Annotated in this window: 20 protein-coding genes; 3 read left to right on the top strand and 17 right to left on the bottom strand. The window is 36.8% G+C overall.

Going from position 1 to position 18,213, the window contains the following annotated elements:
• Positions 1–163 precede the first annotated feature (163 nt).
• Positions 164–328, bottom strand: coding sequence for a hypothetical protein (locus tag A4S05_RS42050; RefSeq protein ID WP_176727111.1), 165 nt, complete (start codon positions 326–328; stop codon positions 164–166).
• A gap of 93 nt (positions 329–421) precedes the next feature.
• On the opposite strand from A4S05_RS42050, the gene A4S05_RS25805 reads away from it, so the two are divergent.
• The gene (locus A4S05_RS25805) at positions 422–1,099 is read left to right on the top strand and encodes a class I SAM-dependent methyltransferase (protein WP_069072640.1); all 678 of its coding nucleotides are present in this window, start codon (positions 422–424) and stop codon (positions 1,097–1,099) included.
• 136 nt (positions 1,100–1,235) lie between these two features.
• On the opposite strand, the gene A4S05_RS25800 is transcribed toward A4S05_RS25805, so the two are convergent.
• Together A4S05_RS25800 and A4S05_RS25795 are read right to left on the bottom strand one after the other, a co-directional pair.
• Positions 1,236–1,442: a hypothetical protein gene (locus tag A4S05_RS25800; protein WP_069072639.1), complete on the bottom strand. Its 207-nt coding sequence runs from the start codon at positions 1,440–1,442 to the stop codon at positions 1,236–1,238.
• 192 nt (positions 1,443–1,634) lie between these two features.
• Positions 1,635–2,657, bottom strand: a complete 1,023-nt coding sequence (locus A4S05_RS25795) for a hypothetical protein (RefSeq protein WP_069072638.1) — start codon at positions 2,655–2,657, stop codon at positions 1,635–1,637.
• Between the two features lie 207 nt (positions 2,658–2,864).
• On the opposite strand from A4S05_RS25795, the gene A4S05_RS25790 reads away from it, so the two are divergent.
• The gene (locus A4S05_RS25790) at positions 2,865–4,352 is read left to right on the top strand and encodes an IS1380 family transposase (protein WP_069072637.1); all 1,488 of its coding nucleotides are present in this window, start codon (positions 2,865–2,867) and stop codon (positions 4,350–4,352) included.
• 444 nt (positions 4,353–4,796) lie between these two features.
• On the opposite strand, the gene A4S05_RS39405 is transcribed toward A4S05_RS25790, so the two are convergent.
• The 9 genes from A4S05_RS39405 to A4S05_RS25755 all read right to left on the bottom strand — a co-directional run bounded on the left by A4S05_RS39405 (position 4,797) and on the right by A4S05_RS25755 (position 9,903).
• Positions 4,797–4,958, bottom strand: a complete 162-nt coding sequence (locus tag A4S05_RS39405) for a ribbon-helix-helix domain-containing protein (RefSeq protein WP_084227271.1) — start codon at positions 4,956–4,958, stop codon at positions 4,797–4,799.
• Positions 4,959–5,174: 216 nt separating this feature from the next.
• Positions 5,175–5,774: a hypothetical protein gene (locus tag A4S05_RS25785; protein ID WP_069072636.1), complete on the bottom strand. Its 600-nt coding sequence runs from the start codon at positions 5,772–5,774 to the stop codon at positions 5,175–5,177.
• 130 nt (positions 5,775–5,904) lie between these two features.
• Positions 5,905–6,054: a hypothetical protein gene (locus A4S05_RS42045; protein WP_176727110.1), complete on the bottom strand. Its 150-nt coding sequence runs from the start codon at positions 6,052–6,054 to the stop codon at positions 5,905–5,907.
• A gap of 128 nt (positions 6,055–6,182) precedes the next feature.
• Complete coding sequence (locus A4S05_RS25775) at positions 6,183–6,500, bottom strand: nuclease-related domain-containing protein (RefSeq protein WP_069072634.1); 318 nt, start codon at positions 6,498–6,500, stop codon at positions 6,183–6,185.
• 147 nt (positions 6,501–6,647) lie between these two features.
• On the bottom strand, positions 6,648–7,232 hold the full coding sequence (locus tag A4S05_RS25770; RefSeq protein ID WP_069072633.1) for a hypothetical protein: 585 nt from the start codon (positions 7,230–7,232) through the stop codon (positions 6,648–6,650).
• A gap of 304 nt (positions 7,233–7,536) precedes the next feature.
• On the bottom strand, positions 7,537–8,289 hold the full coding sequence (locus tag A4S05_RS25765; protein WP_141699807.1) for a CPBP family intramembrane glutamic endopeptidase: 753 nt from the start codon (positions 8,287–8,289) through the stop codon (positions 7,537–7,539).
• A gap of 180 nt (positions 8,290–8,469) precedes the next feature.
• Positions 8,470–8,625, bottom strand: a complete 156-nt coding sequence (locus A4S05_RS42040; RefSeq protein ID WP_176727109.1) for a hypothetical protein — start codon at positions 8,623–8,625, stop codon at positions 8,470–8,472.
• Positions 8,626–8,631: 6 nt separating this feature from the next.
• A complete protein-coding gene (locus A4S05_RS25760; RefSeq protein WP_176727108.1) occupies positions 8,632–9,162 on the bottom strand; it encodes a type IV pilin-like G/H family protein in 531 nt (176 codons plus the stop codon).
• Between the two features lie 528 nt (positions 9,163–9,690).
• Positions 9,691–9,903, bottom strand: coding sequence for a hypothetical protein (locus A4S05_RS25755; RefSeq protein ID WP_069072630.1), 213 nt, complete (start codon positions 9,901–9,903; stop codon positions 9,691–9,693).
• Between the two features lie 171 nt (positions 9,904–10,074).
• Here A4S05_RS25755 and A4S05_RS25750 point away from each other — a divergent pair, with 171 nt between their 5' ends.
• The gene (locus A4S05_RS25750; protein WP_069072629.1) at positions 10,075–10,404 is read left to right on the top strand and encodes a hypothetical protein; all 330 of its coding nucleotides are present in this window, start codon (positions 10,075–10,077) and stop codon (positions 10,402–10,404) included.
• Between the two features lie 193 nt (positions 10,405–10,597).
• Here A4S05_RS25750 and A4S05_RS25745 read toward each other — a convergent pair whose 3' ends face one another.
• The 5 genes from A4S05_RS25745 to drmB all read right to left on the bottom strand — a co-directional run bounded on the left by A4S05_RS25745 (position 10,598) and on the right by drmB (position 18,194).
• Entirely contained in the window at positions 10,598–11,536 is a 939-nt protein-coding gene (locus tag A4S05_RS25745) for a 5'-nucleotidase, lipoprotein e(P4) family (RefSeq protein ID WP_069072628.1), read from the bottom strand.
• Between the two features lie 39 nt (positions 11,537–11,575).
• Complete coding sequence (locus A4S05_RS25740) at positions 11,576–13,297, bottom strand: PhnD/SsuA/transferrin family substrate-binding protein (protein ID WP_069072651.1); 1,722 nt, start codon at positions 13,295–13,297, stop codon at positions 11,576–11,578.
• 50 nt (positions 13,298–13,347) lie between these two features.
• Positions 13,348–15,231: a nuclease-related domain-containing protein gene (locus tag A4S05_RS25735; RefSeq protein ID WP_069072627.1), complete on the bottom strand. Its 1,884-nt coding sequence runs from the start codon at positions 15,229–15,231 to the stop codon at positions 13,348–13,350.
• A gap of 438 nt (positions 15,232–15,669) precedes the next feature.
• Positions 15,670–16,467, bottom strand: coding sequence for a DISARM system phospholipase D-like protein DrmC (gene drmC / locus A4S05_RS25730; RefSeq protein WP_069072626.1), 798 nt, complete (start codon positions 16,465–16,467; stop codon positions 15,670–15,672).
• Positions 16,467–18,194, bottom strand: a complete 1,728-nt coding sequence (gene drmB / locus A4S05_RS25725) for a DUF1998 domain-containing protein (RefSeq protein ID WP_218107984.1) — start codon at positions 18,192–18,194, stop codon at positions 16,467–16,469. Before drmB ends, drmC begins: the two co-directional genes overlap by 1 nt.
• Between the last annotated feature and the right edge of the window lie 19 nt (positions 18,195–18,213).

Here is an 18,213-nt window from a genome sequence, read left to right as displayed (position 1 = left end):
GATGCGCTGGCTTGTGCTGACTTCTAAATTTTGTCATGCCAACTTCAAGATTATTCCTTTTTTGCGTAAAGTACGAAAATTGAGGTGAATACTATTATATAACGGTATCTACTATGGATAAACTGGGGACAACATTAATTGCCTCCCATATAATTTACTTCTATTAAAAACTGCTCCAGCTTTCGTCTAGGGCAGTTTTATATTGCACGGTAGAAGCCAGATTTACAAATGCACCTAATGGTGAATGGTAATTGGTATTTGGTTCATCTTGGCTAGGACTGTAAACCAATGGTTGCTTTGAGGAGCCACAATCAAAAAGGTGATTCACAACTTTTAGTCCGCGTAGGTTAGCCTGCAATTATGATTTTCAGTTCAACTGGTATAGACTGCAATAATTGACAATGCAGTGGTGTCGATTTTTATGTTGGAGCAACAACCGGAAAATTTACAGTTTTATATTAAAAAGTTAGCCACAGAAGCTTTACAAAAATCAGATCCCTCAGCATGGTTTGAAGTTCTATATTCCAAAGCTAAAGGAGACACAGCACAAATTCCTTGGGCTAAGTTAGCTCCTCATCCTTATCTACAAGATTGGTTGACGAATCATGAACCGTTCGCTTCTGGGCAAAAGGCGCTAGTCATTGGTTGTGGTTTGGGAGATGATGCCGAAGCTCTAGCTCATCAAGGGTTTGAAGTAACTGCCTTTGATATTTCACCGACAGCGATCGCTTGGTGTCAACAGCGATTTCCAGATTCGACTGTCAATTATGTAGTTGCAGATTTGTTAGCAATTCCCCCACAATGGCATCAAGCTTTTGACAAAGTTTTTGAATGTCGTAATATTCAAGCTTTGCCTTTGAATGTGCGTTCTTGGGTTATTTCTTCAGTTACCTCTGTACTTGCTCCTGGTGGAACGCTGTTGATGATTACTCATGTTCGAGACACAGAAGCTGAACCATCGGGCCCACCTTGGCCATTATCTAACTCAGAATTAGCACAGTTTGAAACTTTGGGATTACAGGAAGTAGAACAATTCGTATTTTTAGAGTCTGAGCAAATTGACGTTAAGCAAGTGCGAATTGAATATACAAAGGCATAATTCTTTGACAGCCTTCTGATGATCACGTTGTGAAAGCTTATGTGGACTGAATCATAAGGTATTCAATCCACCATTGTTGAGTTGAGTTATCTAATCAGAGACGATCCAGTTAAACCTTGACTCGTCGGAGTCAGCTTTACTCCTGATCCTGATCTTGATCAATTTTTTCGATATCATCAGGTGTACCAGTGGCAGAAATTTTTGATGTACCAGATTTACCTGCACCTGAATTGCCGCCAGAAGCGCCAGCACCGCCTGAGTGTTTAGAATCAGTGTTGCCTTGTTCATCTTGAAGCTGTTCAAGGCGGTTTTTTTCTTGAGCTTTATCTTTTTGGTCAGCCATATTTTAAAAACATTTTTTGCTATCGTTTAGCTCTTAAATCTAGCATTTTTCCGGTTTTTGCGACGTAACATCGGCAAATGTGTAAGCTTGCTGATAGTTAGCGATCGCGGCTGGTGTATGGAACCAAGCCAACCGAGAGTAGCCTTGAGGCTACAGCAGCACTCCCGTTAAAATTTATCGCAGATTTGTTGCTTAAGTAGGCGCAGATCCATCAAGCGCATTTCTGCAAGCCTCAGCAGTTTCTGTGCCAAAACCACCAGCTTGAGCATGACGGAGTAGCGATTGTACTATCGGCATCGCAATACTCATGCCAAATAAGGCATTGAAACCTGCAATAACCACTGGTGCAGATAATACAACTGTAAATTCTGGAAATAAGGCTAATACAGCTACTAAGACCAGAAAAACAATTGGTGTCGCAATACCTGCTGCCTTTGCCGCTTCTACAATTAAATTTTTATACTCTTCAACAGTAATGTCGCCCCGATAAAGATCCAAGGAGTATGAAATCGCTGTGACTATAACTTGGGTGAGAATAGCGGTTCCTGTAGCAGTAATCCCTAACTTAGCAATTGTTCCAGAATTGCTGACAATAGAATCTACGGCATTGTAAACCCGAATATAAAACTGCTCTCCAACAGTCATTACTTCGGCTCCGCGACGCAGATTATCAGCGCCCACTTCCCACAGGATGTTGTCAGCACCGTTTGAGCCTCCTTGAGAGCGTGGAATGATATGGCTCCCATGTTTATCGCTCAAGAATTCACGAATAGTCCGTTCGTTAGCTCCTAGCTTTGATGTTCCTGGAATTTTCTCAAAAAGCTTCATCACATCTGCGTCAGAGCGAGGTAAATCCCCAGTTCTCAGACCAGCACGATACCTGAATCTATTGGCAATCTTGGGCATTTCTAGGGCTAATTCCGCCGCAGTCGAAGGCAGCTTTTGCAATGCTTCGGCTATGGACAGACTCGAAGTACTCACACCAATAGCAGTTGTTTCAAATGCTTTACTGACATTTTGTACTGCTTGAAAACCCTGCTGTGCTGTTGCAGGTAAATCAGTAATTGCATTAATACTTGAGGTGGTAATCTCTACAGTAGTATTCTTGATTCCATCAACTACTTCTTCTATCCCCTTTGCTGTATTATTTGCTGCTTCTTGCGCTTTATCTTTAAGCGTATCTGCCAAATTTCGTGCTTGGTTGATGAAATCCATGTTTTAGTAAACTAAACTGTTGTTTTGATGATTTTGTATTTAGTTCAGCTTCTCCCCTCAAAGCTAAGAACCACATCAGCATTAATCATGAACTTTCAGAGGAATATCTAAAGAGATAGTAAGCGCGGATTTCTCACCAAATCTGAAAAAAGGGGATCAAAAACTGCGAAAATGTATATATAGAAAGCATTTCAGCAGTTGTAGAGCATGACCCCAGCTTCGACAGTTCGTATACCAAAACAGTTCAAATTTGAACAGCCAAAGTCAGTTCCAATCGTAGTTAATTTCCAGGGTGGACAAGTAACATCTGATGCAGGCTTAAGCCTAATTGCTGAAATAGATAGAAAACTGCAAATCACATCACAGTTTGCACTATGTTTCCAAGATTACCGAAAGCCTTATAGAATTGACCATTCAATAGAAAACTTAATTAAACAAAGAATCTACGGGTTGGTCATGGGATACGAAGACTTAAATGACCATGAAGAATTACGTCATGATCCGATGTTTACTCTATCATTAGGAAAAAGAATTGGAGTACAAGATAAGCCTGCAACATTAGCAGGGAAGAGTACATTAAATAGGCTGGAACATTGTCCCGAAGATGTAGAACAAGGAGCTGACAGTCGTTATCATAAAATTGGACATTCTTCAGAAGAAATTGAAAGCCTATTTGTAAATATATTTCTAAAATCTTACTCAAAAGAACCACGAAAAATTATTTTGGACTTAGATGTAACTGATGATTTAGTACACGGCAATCAGGAGCAAGTTTTCTTCAATACCTATTATGGAGGATATTGCTATGCTCCACTTTATATTTTTTGTGGGAAACACTTATTAGCAGCCAAACTTCGTCCTTCTAATGTAGATCCAGCGTTTGGGGCGTTAGAAGAGTTGCAGAGAGTCATTAAACAAATACGTCACCATTGGCAGAATGTTGAGATTTTAGTACGAGGAGATAGTGCCTATTCCAGAGACGATATCATGACATGGTGTGAGTCGCAGACTGGAATTGACTACGTTTTTGGATTGGCGCGAAACAGCCGTTTAATTCAAATGGCTACGGCGACTCAAAATAGAGCAAAGCTTGAGTTTGAGCAGAAGTTATCAACAGTAGCTTCATTCTTAGAAACTGTATTTAAACCAAATGAACAAATTTCTGAACTTGCTTGTGACCTGATTGATAACTCAATTTGGCACAAGTCGTTAGACTATCAGACTCGTGAATCTTGGAGTCGTAGTCGTCGTGTTGTTTGTAAGGTTGAATATGGAATAAAGGGAAATAATATTCGTTTTGTTGTTACAAGTCTTCCTAACAATAAAGTACCCCCTGGTCAACTATACAGACAAAAATATTGTAAGCGAGGGGAGATGGAAAATCGCTTTAAGGAACAACAGCTAGAACTTTTTAGTGATAGAACTAGTACTCATACATTTGCGGGAAATCAACTACGTTTATGGTTCTCTTCTCTTGCTTATGTTTTGATGAATGCATTGCGGTCACAATGTTTAGCCAAAACCGAATTAAAAAATTCTCAAGTTGGGACTATTCGGACAAAATTATTGAAGTTAGGAGCCTTAATTACTATAAGCTCACGGCGAACTTTAATTGCGATTACTAGCTCAAGTCCTGTAAAACATATCTTTGCTGCTGCTTACAGATGCTTAAAAATGCTCTCGAATACCGCTTAATTTCAAGTCAAGTAACATTTCACCTTCTCTCTAATAATATTTTTGGCTTGGTTTGATTCAAGCCTTGTTTTGGATGCTTAATTTTATGAACAGAGTGTTTAAATCTCAGCATAAGCTAAAATCTCGGTAACTATTTTAGCTTGGTAATTGCTGTTTTGTACTTACTTTGTTTACCATCATAAATTTCAATTGATGATGTATTAAAAAATGTCTTACATCAAGCGATGTGAATTGATTTTTTATTGTTTGTGAGAAATTTCGGTAAGGAATTTATAAATTTAGGTTGTGCTAGCTTAGAAATTGAACTATGGAGCTAGTTTAGCTGTTTTATTAACTATTTAGGTAGATTTTTTATTGATACAGCAATCAGCATTATATGAGCCAGTTTTTAGCTTTGGTATTCTGTGCTTGAATTGAACAAAGAAAGCGATCGCGCTCATCAGTTCAATCTGTATTGGGCATTTCTCTCGTTGGCAAAGAACGAATTAACTCCCGAATAAAGTCTGTTGCTGGTCTTCCTGTCATTGAGCAGTATTTTTCTAATATTTCTGCTTCACCTGATGTCAGATTTATTGTTATTCTTTTAACAGCCCATTTCTTATTCACTAGTTAAATTAACTCTACTTGAAACTATTCTTCTGGTATCAATCACTCAAACTGTTATCACAATGATAAATGTAAGGATATTAGCCTCAAGAAACTGTGAAGTAAACGCTGCAAACTTTGAAACCGTAGTGAAGAGTCTAAATAGAGTGTAATGTATGAAGTTTAGGTAATTTAGAAGTAAATATTATGAATATAACATCAATATTATTGCTTTAGTTATAGTTTTGGTTTGCCAGAATATACAGATATTAAACGCTGCTTAACTAAGTAATCAATTTGATAAATAAGCGCTCCTTGAATTAACCATATAATCCCAAATATTACTATAATCTGCTGCTCAAACTGGGTGTAAGTTTCAGGAGGTTTTGTATAACTCAGATGAAATACAGGTAAAATTATAGTGCAAACTAAACAAGTAACCAAAGTAGATAAGATAATTACAAGCCAGCCGTATAGACCTTCCCACCAACTCATTAATTTTGGTATTATCCCTGTTACAATACCTATTTCTGGTGCTTGAATTTCTGAAATAAAACGGCTGAAGAACAAATGTAAATAGTGATGAGTGAAAGCAATAACGGCAATTGGAGACAGGAGAGTTATTATTACAAATATAGCCAGCAACTCTGGGCTATTTGCAAACTTGGCAACATCATATCCTAATTTTATTGAAATTTCAGCTACAAATCCAATTACTCTCAGGAATATCATTAAAATAAAGGATTTTAACCAGCAGCTAGGATATGGGAGATATGCAGGCCAATGAGACTTTCGCCGTTTTTGCTCTGCATTGTCTACAATATTGGGTTTATTCATAGTATGAAAATAAAAACAATGTTCTATATTTAGTATTCCCACTTTACAGTTACAAACATCACTTGTAATGTGCTGTTTGTTCTGACTCGTAGATAAGCCTATTTAGGTTTTACTTAAAAAGTTGCAACACTCAACTGCTAGAATTCTGACATTTAACGAGTTTTGGCTTGGGAATTGGCTTAGGCGTTGGGGTCATATTTTCGGGAATCTGATAATTAGCCACAGCAGAAGCGATCGCCTGTATTTGCTGCTCTGCCAAGCACTCAGGACAGCTAGCCATTGCTTGCAGTAGTGCAGGTACGCCTTGAAAAACTTGTACTGAGCAATTGTTAACTCCCAACCATTTAGCGATAGGGAAGACTACAGGAGCATAAACGCAACTATTAGGGAGAGCGGGAACTACAGAAACTATCCATTGGGCTGATGGTAAGCACTTTGAGACGTTGGACTATTAGTTATTGCTAGCCAATTATTGCCTTCTCGACGTTTCCATTTATCGTTGTATGCTGTAAATGAACCCTTCCAAGTTTTGATTTCCAATAAGAAAATGCCTTTTGTACCGATAATTAAGTGGTCTATCTCGGTTAAGCCACCGGAGTTATTAGTAGGAATTAAAGCATTATTGAACATTACCCAAGTGTCTGGGAAGCACTGAAATATGGCTGAGATTCCCCATTCACCCATGCTGCCTTTGAGTTGATTTTTAGCTTGTTTAAACTCATACATGAATGAAGCTAATCCACCTAATGTACTATCCCCTAGAGCTTGGTGAATTTCTTGATGTATAGCAGATTTTTTAGCCGTAATTTTCTCTTGAAATGCTGCTCTTAACTTTGATGACTATTGTAGAGTTTTCATAACCAGTTTTTCATCTTACTTCAAATTTAACGATTGAATAAAAGATGCACCCTTAGACTTTAGTTCCTCAGATGATGGTAGTAATGCTAGAGCTTCAACTGCTTGATTATCTTTGATACAAAGTAAACTTCTTTGATAAATTAGCTTACTGTTAATATTTCTACTATTTTTCTTACTTTCTGCTTGTAATGAAGGGCTGGGAACTCCTGTTAAGGTAAAGTCTAAACATTTATATCCATTCTTCATAACAGAAGATTCAGATATCTTTTTACCGTTCACAAAGTTAGATTTATTTGCAGCTTCGCTAAGAGCCTGTAAAATTTTTGGAATTTTTTCAGCAGCTATTTTTTTAGCAAAGGTTGATTGAGCTACAGTATATGCAGATTCACCTTTTATAGCTGTCCATGTGCGGGTTGTTATGCCTTTAACTGGAGTATTAACCTCTTCTACAACAGAACCCGGCATCAAAATGCTGAAGTTCCCTTCTTTAGGAGTAAATACTTGGTCTTGAGATGATGCAGGAGCGCAAGCCGATAAAGCAATCAGTCCCAAGTAAGTTATTATCTGAAAAACTTTATCAGCATTATTCAGTAAATTCATAGTCGTTTTAAAAAATTAAGTTTATTTCTTGATTAACCCTTTGTAGCCAAAATCAATCAACAGCTTGCTTTAAGTTAATAAGAGGATAAGCTATCGCTATGCTTTCAACTCATGTATACGTTGCCACTGCTGTTGTGTAATCTTGTAATTTGTAGCGTTCGGCTGACGAATTACAATCAAGGTCTTTAATGATAGGGTTTTGTTTTAAGTCTTCCCTTGGCAGAGGCTTTTCTAACACAAAAGCTACCAAACTGAATCTCCGCGTCAGATTTCCTACCAACACCCCACCCCAGTGTCTGATATTCTAACTGGAAACATATTTAGCCCTACGTTCCTCCCTTCTTCGTTTTTTATAGTTATTAGCCTCATATTTAAGCCGCATGAACGGGTAAACATCTCCTGCCAAGTGAAAACCTATTGACCCAACAAGCCCTACATCTGAATAAAGCAATGTTACAGTAAAAACATAAAAAATAATATGCGTAATAATATGTAGTCTTCCTTGATAGATATGATTTCCAACAGTTACAAATAAGCCCAGAGAAATTGCCAAGTAATAATTATTTATATATATGCCTAATTGATGTACTAGTACTCCCCGAAATATCAACTCTTCTGTTATTGGATTTAATATACATACAGCAATTAAAAATAAAGTTCTCTGAAGCTTTTGCCGTGGTATAAGCCTTACAGAAACGAGATAAGCATCATTTTCTACAATTTGGCTGACTCTTAAAATATTTAAGATTTTATTTACAACTAACACAAATATATAATAACAAATTAAGCCAATTATTAAGGAAAATACTGGTAATATTTCAAATTTTAAACCAACTGATGGTGCATCCCATCCTAGAATATAAGTTATGGAAAAAAAGGAAATTAACGAAATTTGATTCCATAAAATATAAAAGCCAAAACTAGATTTTGGTCTTTCTACTTTTCGTTGCTTTTTAATTAATTTTCTTTGAGCTATGCTGCTATAAAAGTACATCATACTTAAGAAAAGTACAAAGAATATAACACAATTACTAAATGGAGGTAATTCAGTTTTCACGATTATCTTTTAGTGGGTTCAAGCAAGTTTAAATCAATCACGGCAATTATGTCTTTCGCATAACGCATTGTAAGCCTTGGCATCTGCTCAAAGTCGCGGATACGTGTTAATGATGCAGCAGTACTTGGGATTGCTTTGGAATAAGGAGTAGGTCATTTTGCTAAGTTAATTTATCTCCAATCATTCTTCTTCATCTGTCACATTACTGTATGCTGAATCATCCACAGCCAATACAGGCTTGCCCATAGCAGCTTCAATTTTGGTAAGTATTATCAATATAGGGGCATGATTATGACTCCGATAAATCCTCCTAAAAATGTCATTAAATGTTTGCATACTATTTTATTTGATACTTTCAAAACCGATAGGGCAGCTAAAATTACCTTGTTTCAAAATAGGTCGGGGAGGATAAGCTAAAGTCTGTTTTTCGGAGCGGCACATTATTGAAATAGTAGTTTTATTTTTTTGCTCGTAAGCAACTGCACCTATCAGGCTGTTGAAGCCCTGTTTGGTCAGTCCTAATTGAAATACATCAGTTGGGAATTCTTTTATCGGAGTTGCATATATAAATGACTTATCCTTACTCATGTCTACGGTATATCGATAGCGGCTTGTAGCTGTTGGTGCATCTCCATCTCCAAGCTCTAACAACCTATACGATTGAGCAAAAGCTGATTTCTCCGAGAAATATGCTTGTTGTGCATTAATAAATCTTCCAACTGTAGCTTTACTGCTATCACCACAGCCGCAGCTTGGTGGAACTCGAATGAACATAATCGGAATCCCAAGTAATAATCCTCCAGTTCCAATAATTAACAAGTTTTTTTTAAAGATATTGTTGCTATGGTTACTTGGCTTATTTACATCAGACATATACAACTTTAAAATTAATAGTGCATATTTCGTAAATAGCCGCATTCTACCCTTCATGGGGATAGTATTACTACCGAGTTAAACTGTTTCAGGCAAAACGATAAAAATTTGTTATCTTCATCGGCATGATTGAACAGATATATATCTAAGGATGTTTAAGGTTTTGCAGTCAGCGCAATAGTTTTACTAGAGTTCCAATTGTATTTTTCTACAAGTTGTTGAAAGAATATTAAACTTTCATAATTAAATTCTATATTGGTCAAATAGATACGCTCCAATCTATTATTTTTCTCTGCTGTTTGACTAACTTCTTATTCAGTAAATAAACTTTTTGATCAGCCCCATCATAGTTACCTTCATACAAAAGTTTTTTAGATTGTGCGTTAGCACTAAAATTTGAAGTTAGCACTACTGCTATGCCAAAGTAATAAATTTTACTGAAATCATACTTAATTCGTAATTTTATGACTTTTTTATTCTTCCCAATAGTGCAGCAATACTAACTAAGTAAACATCTTTCCTCCAGAACTAATCCTCCCAAACTGCCATAAATTCTTCCCACTCCTTCTCAGTCTCCGGTGCTTTGTCTTTTGTCAGCCCCACTACTTGCGCTAGCTTCCTGGCTTGGTCTATGCTCTCATGAAGCTCTAGCAACTGGTGTTCTAGGTTGGGGTCGTAGCCTTTGGCTAGTAGATGGACATACTCGGTATCGGTCATACCGAGGTTGTGGGTTTCAGTCATGGTTGGGGCTGGGCGATCGCGTCGGTGGTTTTCATGCTCTCGAATGCTGTTATGCGCTCGATGTATGTCTCAATGTCTGCTGTAGCAAAATAAGGGATTATTTAGGTAGGTAATATATAATAATTAAACTAATTTAAATATACTGTTAATTATAGCGATAGATTTAATCCGATGGAACCATTAAATCAAAAGTCCAGATGGGAAGAATGGAAGAGATTGAGAGAGGCTGGGCATGACTATAGAACAGCTTATACTCTATCTTCAGATAATCCTTTAGCTACTCATAATAGATTGAATAAGTTAAGGGAAGATATTTTAAGCTATATTAATAGTGGTAAAAAAGATAAATCTTCACCCATACATCAAAAACTTAAAAGGTTTCAAGAGAGTAATAGTAAATATCTTCAAGAAAATAGTGAATCAATGAATCATATTCCAGAAGAAGACCGAAACCCCTATTATATATATGGTAGGGATTTAACAGACTTATTATCAGATTAATAATAGTTTAAATTGTTTCCAAAATTAAGTTTTAGAAATTGGTATATTTTTGGAAACCTGAGTGATTGCTTCGTTGCATCCGAGAATTGGGTGGGGGGATCAGCAGGGAGTATCTATAGGAGAAAATTTTTTACTGTTTTGGAAAGTTATAAAAATTGTAATTAATTAATTAATTAATTAATCGAATTTGATATTACTTCCCAAACCACTGATTTAAAGATTCCCGACGTTGTTGATTTCTTTCTCCTGGGGTCATATCAAAAGGACTTTGTTTTTTAAATATCAGTGGGTTATAAATCCCTGTTTCCCAGTTTCCATACATAGGATTAGGTATTGCAATGTAAGCAGGTTTAACTATCCCTTTTGTGATATTAAACATACCGTAAAAACTACGGTTCTTGTCTACATGATCCCGACGTTGTTGGTTATTTTTACCTATAGTTTCATCAAAGTCATTTAGATTATCCCCAATCAAGGCGATTACTGTATATCTTTTTCCATCAGCATTACCATTTTTAACAGCTTCTACTCGCCATTGTTTAGAAGTATTCTCTTTGCCGTCAATCTTTTTGGTAAACTCCCCCTTTAATAATACTGTTTGTCCGTTGACTCCTGTAAACCCCACAGATTTTAAATTGTTAATAGTAGCTATTTCTAAATCATTGCTTTTAGCATCTTTAGCGCTTTTTTCATCTCGATTAGAAATAAAGAATACCTTGCCCCCATTTTTATTCACATAATTAACAAATTCAACTGCTCCCGGTACAGCTTTAGCTTTCTCCTCCTTAATCCATTGATTCCAAGTAATAATTTCAAAACCATTATTAGTATCTAATAACCCTGCTTGGTAGGGGCTATTATCAAGAACTGTTTCATCAATATCAACAATGATGGCGGGACAGGTAATATTTTTTGATTTAGCGGTATCAAAAGTGAGTTTGGCTATATTGAATGCTTGATAAGTTAATGCTCTATATTCTCCAGATTGTTGCACCCAATTAACTGCCAACATTGATTGCTCATTTAATTGTTGGTTACCAATTCCTCCTTGTGTATCTTGCTGCAATTGTGACAGGAGTAGCACTGGTAACAACGCGGGAGCAGCAAAGAATTTAGTGGATAATTTAGACATTGATATTTTGGTAGTTATAATGATTTCCTTTGGGAAAGTTTAGGATTTTTTTGAGGATTTTTTCTGCGAACGCCAATCCCAAGGTGCAGTAAATTGTGAATCTGCCCAAATATTTAAACCTTGTTGTTTAGCTTCAGCTTCAGCCTGTTCTACAATAGCAGCACTAGCACAGTTTTTTAGGTATTGACGATAAATCATCGCTAACCCTTCTTTCACTAATATCTGTTGTATGAAAGTACCATCCTCTAGGCGTACCTCAGCAACTTTGCGGCCATAGCGATCAGTATCTACGATATTTAATTTGACCTGATCGCCAATTTTGATAATAGATTCTAGCCGCTCTTTTTCTTTATTTCCCCATAAGAACTGATTTTTATCGGCAGGGTTATCACTATTTTTTTCTGCATCAGATTTGGGTGTTTCTGCCGTATCTATACAAGCAAATCGCACTCTGATTTCTTGATTAGATACATCAGTGACTGTTATTGTATCGCCATCATCGACTTGCTTGACTTGATAGTTTGACTGTATAGAAGATTTTGGTATATCTTCTAATATATTTAATTGATTAGGCTCTGTAATTTTTAATTCAAATATTCCTCCTTGTGCTTTTTGGGGTACAATATTTATGATTTTGACTTCTTTGCCTTGTAAAGCAATTGGATTAGAAGCACCGGAAATTTGATTAAGAATTTTTCGAGGTACAATTATCTGGTAAACTGTATTATCTTTTCCTGACAACTTGAAAGTTTCAATTTCATTAGCTTGACGAGTCCATCCATTAATTCGCCCTAATATTTCTGAAGTATTATTAGAAATACTAAATTTTTGATCTGGGTAACTATCACTACAGTAGAAATTAACTGGATTTTGCTGAAAATTTGCACATCTCAATATTTCTTCCGTTCTTTGAGAAATTTTTATTAATTGTGAATAGTCAGATTCCTCCCCACCACCATAATTAGCTTGTTTTCTAATATTATCTGGTGCGTTGAGCAAAATTTTTGTAATTATCTGACGGTCAGATTCAGAAAGTTTAGGTGATAAATAAACATTAGAGCCAGGAATTTCCTTACTTAAATGAATGATTCTTAAATCTTTATCATTCGTAACTGCTTCATAAGCAGCAGCACCTACATCAGCTTTTCCGGTTTTAACTAAGTCTTTAATATCTTTTCCTCGATGCCCCATGTCTACCCTGAGACTTTTACCAAATAAGTCATAAGCAGGTACATAGAAACTAGATGCTGAATTGAAATCTCCAAGAGCAATAGTATTTGTAGATTTTAAATCATTGAGAGATTGAATACTACTAGTAGATTTTGTGAATAAGGTAGCTTGGTAATATGGAGGGTTATTTGGAAACATTCGCGCTGCAAAATGATAATCGTTATTTTTAGCAGCTACAGAAAGTATTGGTGATAAAGTAAAGGCAATATCCCATTCTTTATTTATCATCCTTTTTCGGGCTTCTTCATAAGGAATTGATTCATCACCATCAATAACTATTTGTACTTTATTACCCAATTTATCACGTAGGTAAGTTGTTAACTCTTCATAGTAACTGGGCTTGCTCAAAATTCCTATAGTTAAAGAACTTGTTTCTAACTTCTGTTCTGGAATCCCACTAGTAGAAGACGTTGGGGAACTTGTAGGCGTTGGGGATTTTTGTGGTTCACTAGGACTACAACCGAATAAACCCAAAGTTACCACTAATACTAGAAAATTTATAAAATACCGATGATTACGATAATTAAACATAATAGATACTAAGTTTGTGTTGATAATGTTATATGACAAATTCATCTTTCCTAATTCCAAGAATTAGCTTGATTGTCTAATTCCTGAATAGTAGTGGTTAAATTATCTAGTGTTGTGACTCTGTAAAATCTACTTATGTTGGATTGAATATTATCATCAATACATGAATCCTTTGGAAATACAACAACACCATATACAGGCTTTTTCGACTGAATGCCTAGACTTTTATTGCTCATTACAGAATCACAGTAGGATTTTACCTGTTGGTAAGGATTTTTACCCCAGCATGACAAAATATTTAATCTTCTTCCTACCTTTTCACAAACCCATCCAGAGTTTCGTACATTATCAATAGGCTTAATTATTCCTGTATAAGATTTAGCTTCTAAAACAATGCAGCTTTTATTTGTTACAAGGAAAAAATCAGTAAACCTACTTCCTTGCTGTCCACTAGCTACATCAAACTGTGTTTCAATTCTGCTATCAGAAAAATTCTGTTTCAAAGATTTTTGAATAGCAATTTCAAAATCATTTAAAGGATGTTTACCAGTTTCCTCTATATAGCGTTCCATTTCTTCTGCCAAAGCTTCTGATTCAGATTTTGCTTGTTCTGCACGCTTTTCTAATAACTGTTCTCGCTGTTGATATTCTATGAGGGAATTTTGTAGGTTTTCTAATTCATTTTGAAGTTCTTGTTCCCTAAAATTTTGTTGATTTATTCGTTCTTCTAACCTCGCTACAATTTTTTGGTAGTCTTCCTCCTTTTTCTGTAAAGATTCTAATTGAGATTCAACTAAAGAGCGAGCATTTTCAATTTCATATTTTTGTTTTTGAAGTTCTTGTAACTCATTGTTTTTATGCTCATTTTGTTCACTAGCTTGTAATTGTTTATTTTGAATAATTTGTAACTGTTGTGTTAATTTATTGATGTGCTGTTTATATTCTTGTTTCTGTTTAAGATTTTGTTGTGATTGTGCTTGAGCTTGTTTTAATTCTTTCTGTGATTCGACTGAGTGAATATTTGTTGTTAAATTTTTAATTGATTCCCTGAGTTTAATAATTTCATGTTTTAGTCGGTTGTTTAAACTACGCAGGCTATTAGCTTCTTTTTCAAAGTCACCACGTTCATTGTCTCTTTGTTTCTGAAGTGACTGAAGTTCTTTGATTCTATCGGCTAATTGAAGTTGTAAAATTTGGTTATTATTTATTAATTCCTGTTCTCTTTCTTCAGATGTTATTCTTTCAAACCGTCTTTTATAAAGAATAAATTCCAAAACACTCCAGATAAGAAAAGTCCCACCAAAACACGCTGCTAAAGTAGTTGCGTAAGTTTGAATCCTACTACTTCCAGAAAAAGGATTAGTTAGAAATGTTGCAATATCCTCTTGAAACGTTGGTCTTACACCCCTAACATAGTAAACCCTACCTATAACACGGCCTTGATTAGTGAAACTTGTAGCACTGCGTTCAGTAGCTTGAGGTTTACTATAAGTCCACTGTGAAAATATAGGTGGAGGGTCAAGCAACACATCATAGGGATGTTTTGTTAACTCCTGTGGATTTAAAGACGCTTTCCAAGATGAGAATTTCCCAGAATTTTTACCTGAATACGCAATTACTTTTTGTCCCCTAGAGTCTGTAACGATTAATCCAAACAAACTATAATTACTATCTAAAGTACGTTGTAACTCTTCTGGCTCATTTTTAATGATTGCATAAGAAAGTTTCGTTGGTAGAGTATAAGATAAAATGTTAAAATCAACAGTTTGAACGCGAAATATTGTTTGATTCCAATAGTTGTTATAACGGTCAAAAGTGACTGCTCCACCAATCCCAAAACTAATTATTCCTGTTGTTGCTAGTCTAGCTAATACTTTTAGTATTGCTCCTCGATTAGATGTCTGAGGTGCTTGTGTATCTTTGCTGTTGACCATTTCATGCTCCTGAAGTTTATATTTTGTGACCGCTACACTATTAGTTGATATCAGGACAAAAATCCTCTGAATAATACTGAATGCGTGACAATGATTACAGTATGTGAACGCCTGGAATTCCTTTAATAATTGGGGTAGTGGTCGTTACCATCACTAATCTTTCAATTTATATACACGTTGCCATTCCTGTTGTGTAATTTTGTAATTTTTAGCGTTGGTTTGTCGAATTAGCATCAGAGTTTTAAACGCAAGGTCTTGTTTTAAGTTTTCCCGTAGCAAAGGCTTTTCTAACAAATTGCTGCTAAACCGAATCTTTGCACAAGGTTTAACACCAATGCGAATAATAATCTATCCAATAGCCAATATTAATATTTTTTGTATTCTTGTCTTCATCGTTTTTCTGCATTAATGTAGCTCATAAAATATTGCCTAAAATAGTCAGATCCCAGGAATTCGACACAGTATATTTCTTGTAACCAAGCTTTCAAATTGCATTTGCAAAGCAATAGCTGTTACTGGGTCATTAAGTAATACACCAGCTTCGATATTGCGCTCGTGAGCCGCTTCTGTAAAATTAGCAGAGGTCACAAGCACACGCTCCTTATCTACAACAACACACTTGGCGTGTAAACAAGCTTTTGATTCCACACCCACCGCCAGCGATCGCGGATCATGAAAGACTTCAGGTAGTCTTTTTCCTGGCCAAATATCTTGGCGAAAAGTATTGGCAAACTCCCGCAGTAGAGTAGATGTTGGCACTTCACTGTTGTGCGGTCGGTTGACGTTAAGAAACATTCGCACATTTAGTTCTGGGGTTAAATCCATTCGTTCTGCCAGTACCATAAATAACTCTCGTGCTTTTTGTCTTTTATCAATAGCAAAGCTAGAAATGAGAACGCTTATTTTGGCAGTGCTAAACAACTCACGCACAACAACACCAGTATCGCGGCTTTGAGAACCAGCAATTTCTGGGCCAGTCCAAACCAAATCAACGCGATCGCTCACAGCTTGAGATGTACTTCGTTCCTCTGCCAGCAGTCGCAGCGTATAAGCAATATGCTGAGAATGTACCCCCATAACATTGAGACGGTTAAGTTCATCAACAATTTCTCGATTCAAAGCTGCTGGGATGTAGTTCGCTACATTGGATATAGAAAAGGGCGGGGAAAGTCTGCCAGTTTCCAAAGCGACTGCCAAATTAACGAGGGTTGGACGACTGAGGTTGAGAAAGCCCATTAAACAAGTACCTGATCTGGAAAGAATTCTGCTCCTAGTCCTTCAACAGTAGCCACAACCAATGCTCGGTCGAGAAACTCATTACGGCGTTCGCAGGAAGTTTCCGCGATCAGTAGGCATCCATGACAAGCAGATCCGTGTAAAAATCTTTCCTCTTGTACGTTATCTGGTTGATGTTGAGCGCATACTGGATCGTTAGAACAAAGTTTTCCCAACTCTAAGGCAACATTCAAATGTTCTTCAAGTTGATTTCCTACTTGTACAAGTCCCCCTAAAGTCCCCTCAGAACCAGCAGAACCAGTATATAAAAGGATGCCATAGCCATAGCCTGCATCACTGGCATAAATGCGTTCACGAATTGAACTAGCTGCATAACCACACTCCAAAGACACTGCTGTAATCAAGAGGTGTGATAGGGAATGCAGCATAATATAAGGAAGTCCAGGGAAAATGGCTTTTTCAGGGGGAATACCTTTGCGATCGCGCCAGATATTGAAACCCCTTTCTAATTTTTGCCCCTGCTGTTTAACAGCCTTCCGTTGCTGCCAATCTTTTATAGCTTGTTTGTTGAAGGCAATAAATACCCCTTCGCCTTTATTTTCAATCGCAGGCACCCACTGACGTTCAAAATCCAAATCAGCACGCCGCACATTAATGCTTAAATCATCAATTTCTCCTTCAATATTAGGGATGGATGCCTCAAAACGGGTAAAGCCAACTTGGGCAATCACTTCTCGCAGACGATGTACCAACACTACCTGTTCTATAAATGGCAAGAGTGCAGGATTGAAATTATCTAACTTGCGTTTACTAGCATAAAACTCGTCATTAGAAGTACCTATTTCTGCTGAACAAGAAAGTAAGGCTTCAATTTCTACTTGTTTGATGGTTTTAGGATCACTGCTTCTTCCACTTTGACGGCGTTGAATTTCTGCCCAAACCACCTCTGCTCCAAACTTAGTTAAATCAGCATACTTAGGATTCCTTTTCAGATTTTTTTGTACCTCATCCAAGTCTTCCCAATATTCCAAGTCCTTTAAGTAATGGCGATCTACTACTTTTTTCAATTGCTCGTCAGCATCTGGAATCGAAATCACACTGAGGGTTTGAGCAAAATAGGCATTACTAGCAGAACGTACCAAAAGACGGTTATGTTCTCGTTCGTTGGTTTGGACAATATTACCTGATTTATCTGGGGCACAAACCCAACAATCTTCCTTCTTAGCTTTAGCACCTAGCCAAGGACGATCCCCTTTGCATTCTCCGAAAACTTTGGAATTTTTGGCTTTAGCTATGGAAAGCGGACGACGGGCATTACAGCCTTGACATCGAACAAAAATTTCTTCAAAGTCATTGCCAGAGCCACCTTCATCTAGCCATAGTTGTCCTTGACAGGTGGTTTTAAAATCATTATGGGCAAAGGCGTACCAGTTTATATCGCTCAAATGTCCATTTATACAAGCTTGCACAAAGCGGACTGGTACGTATGACACGCGCTGTCCTTCAAATTTTGATCCCTCCTTAACTGTTCGCCAGTTAGCTAGGGGACGAGTACGATAATCTTTCCCGTTGAGGCGAATGGTTTGATCAACTTGAGCTACAAACCAAGCAGGAAAAATAAATGCATCCACACCACTAAGAGGCATATTCGGGTCTGAAGTCTCTCGCGGTGGACTAAATAGTTCAATATTCTCAACTCGCAGCATTTTGCAAACTTTATCTTTCAACTGGAGTTTGGACTAAAAA

The organism is Nostoc sp. KVJ20 (assembly GCF_001712795.1).
Taxonomy (GTDB): domain Bacteria; phylum Cyanobacteriota; class Cyanobacteriia; order Cyanobacteriales; family Nostocaceae; genus Nostoc.
This window is presented reverse-complemented; position numbering and strand designations above follow the sequence as displayed.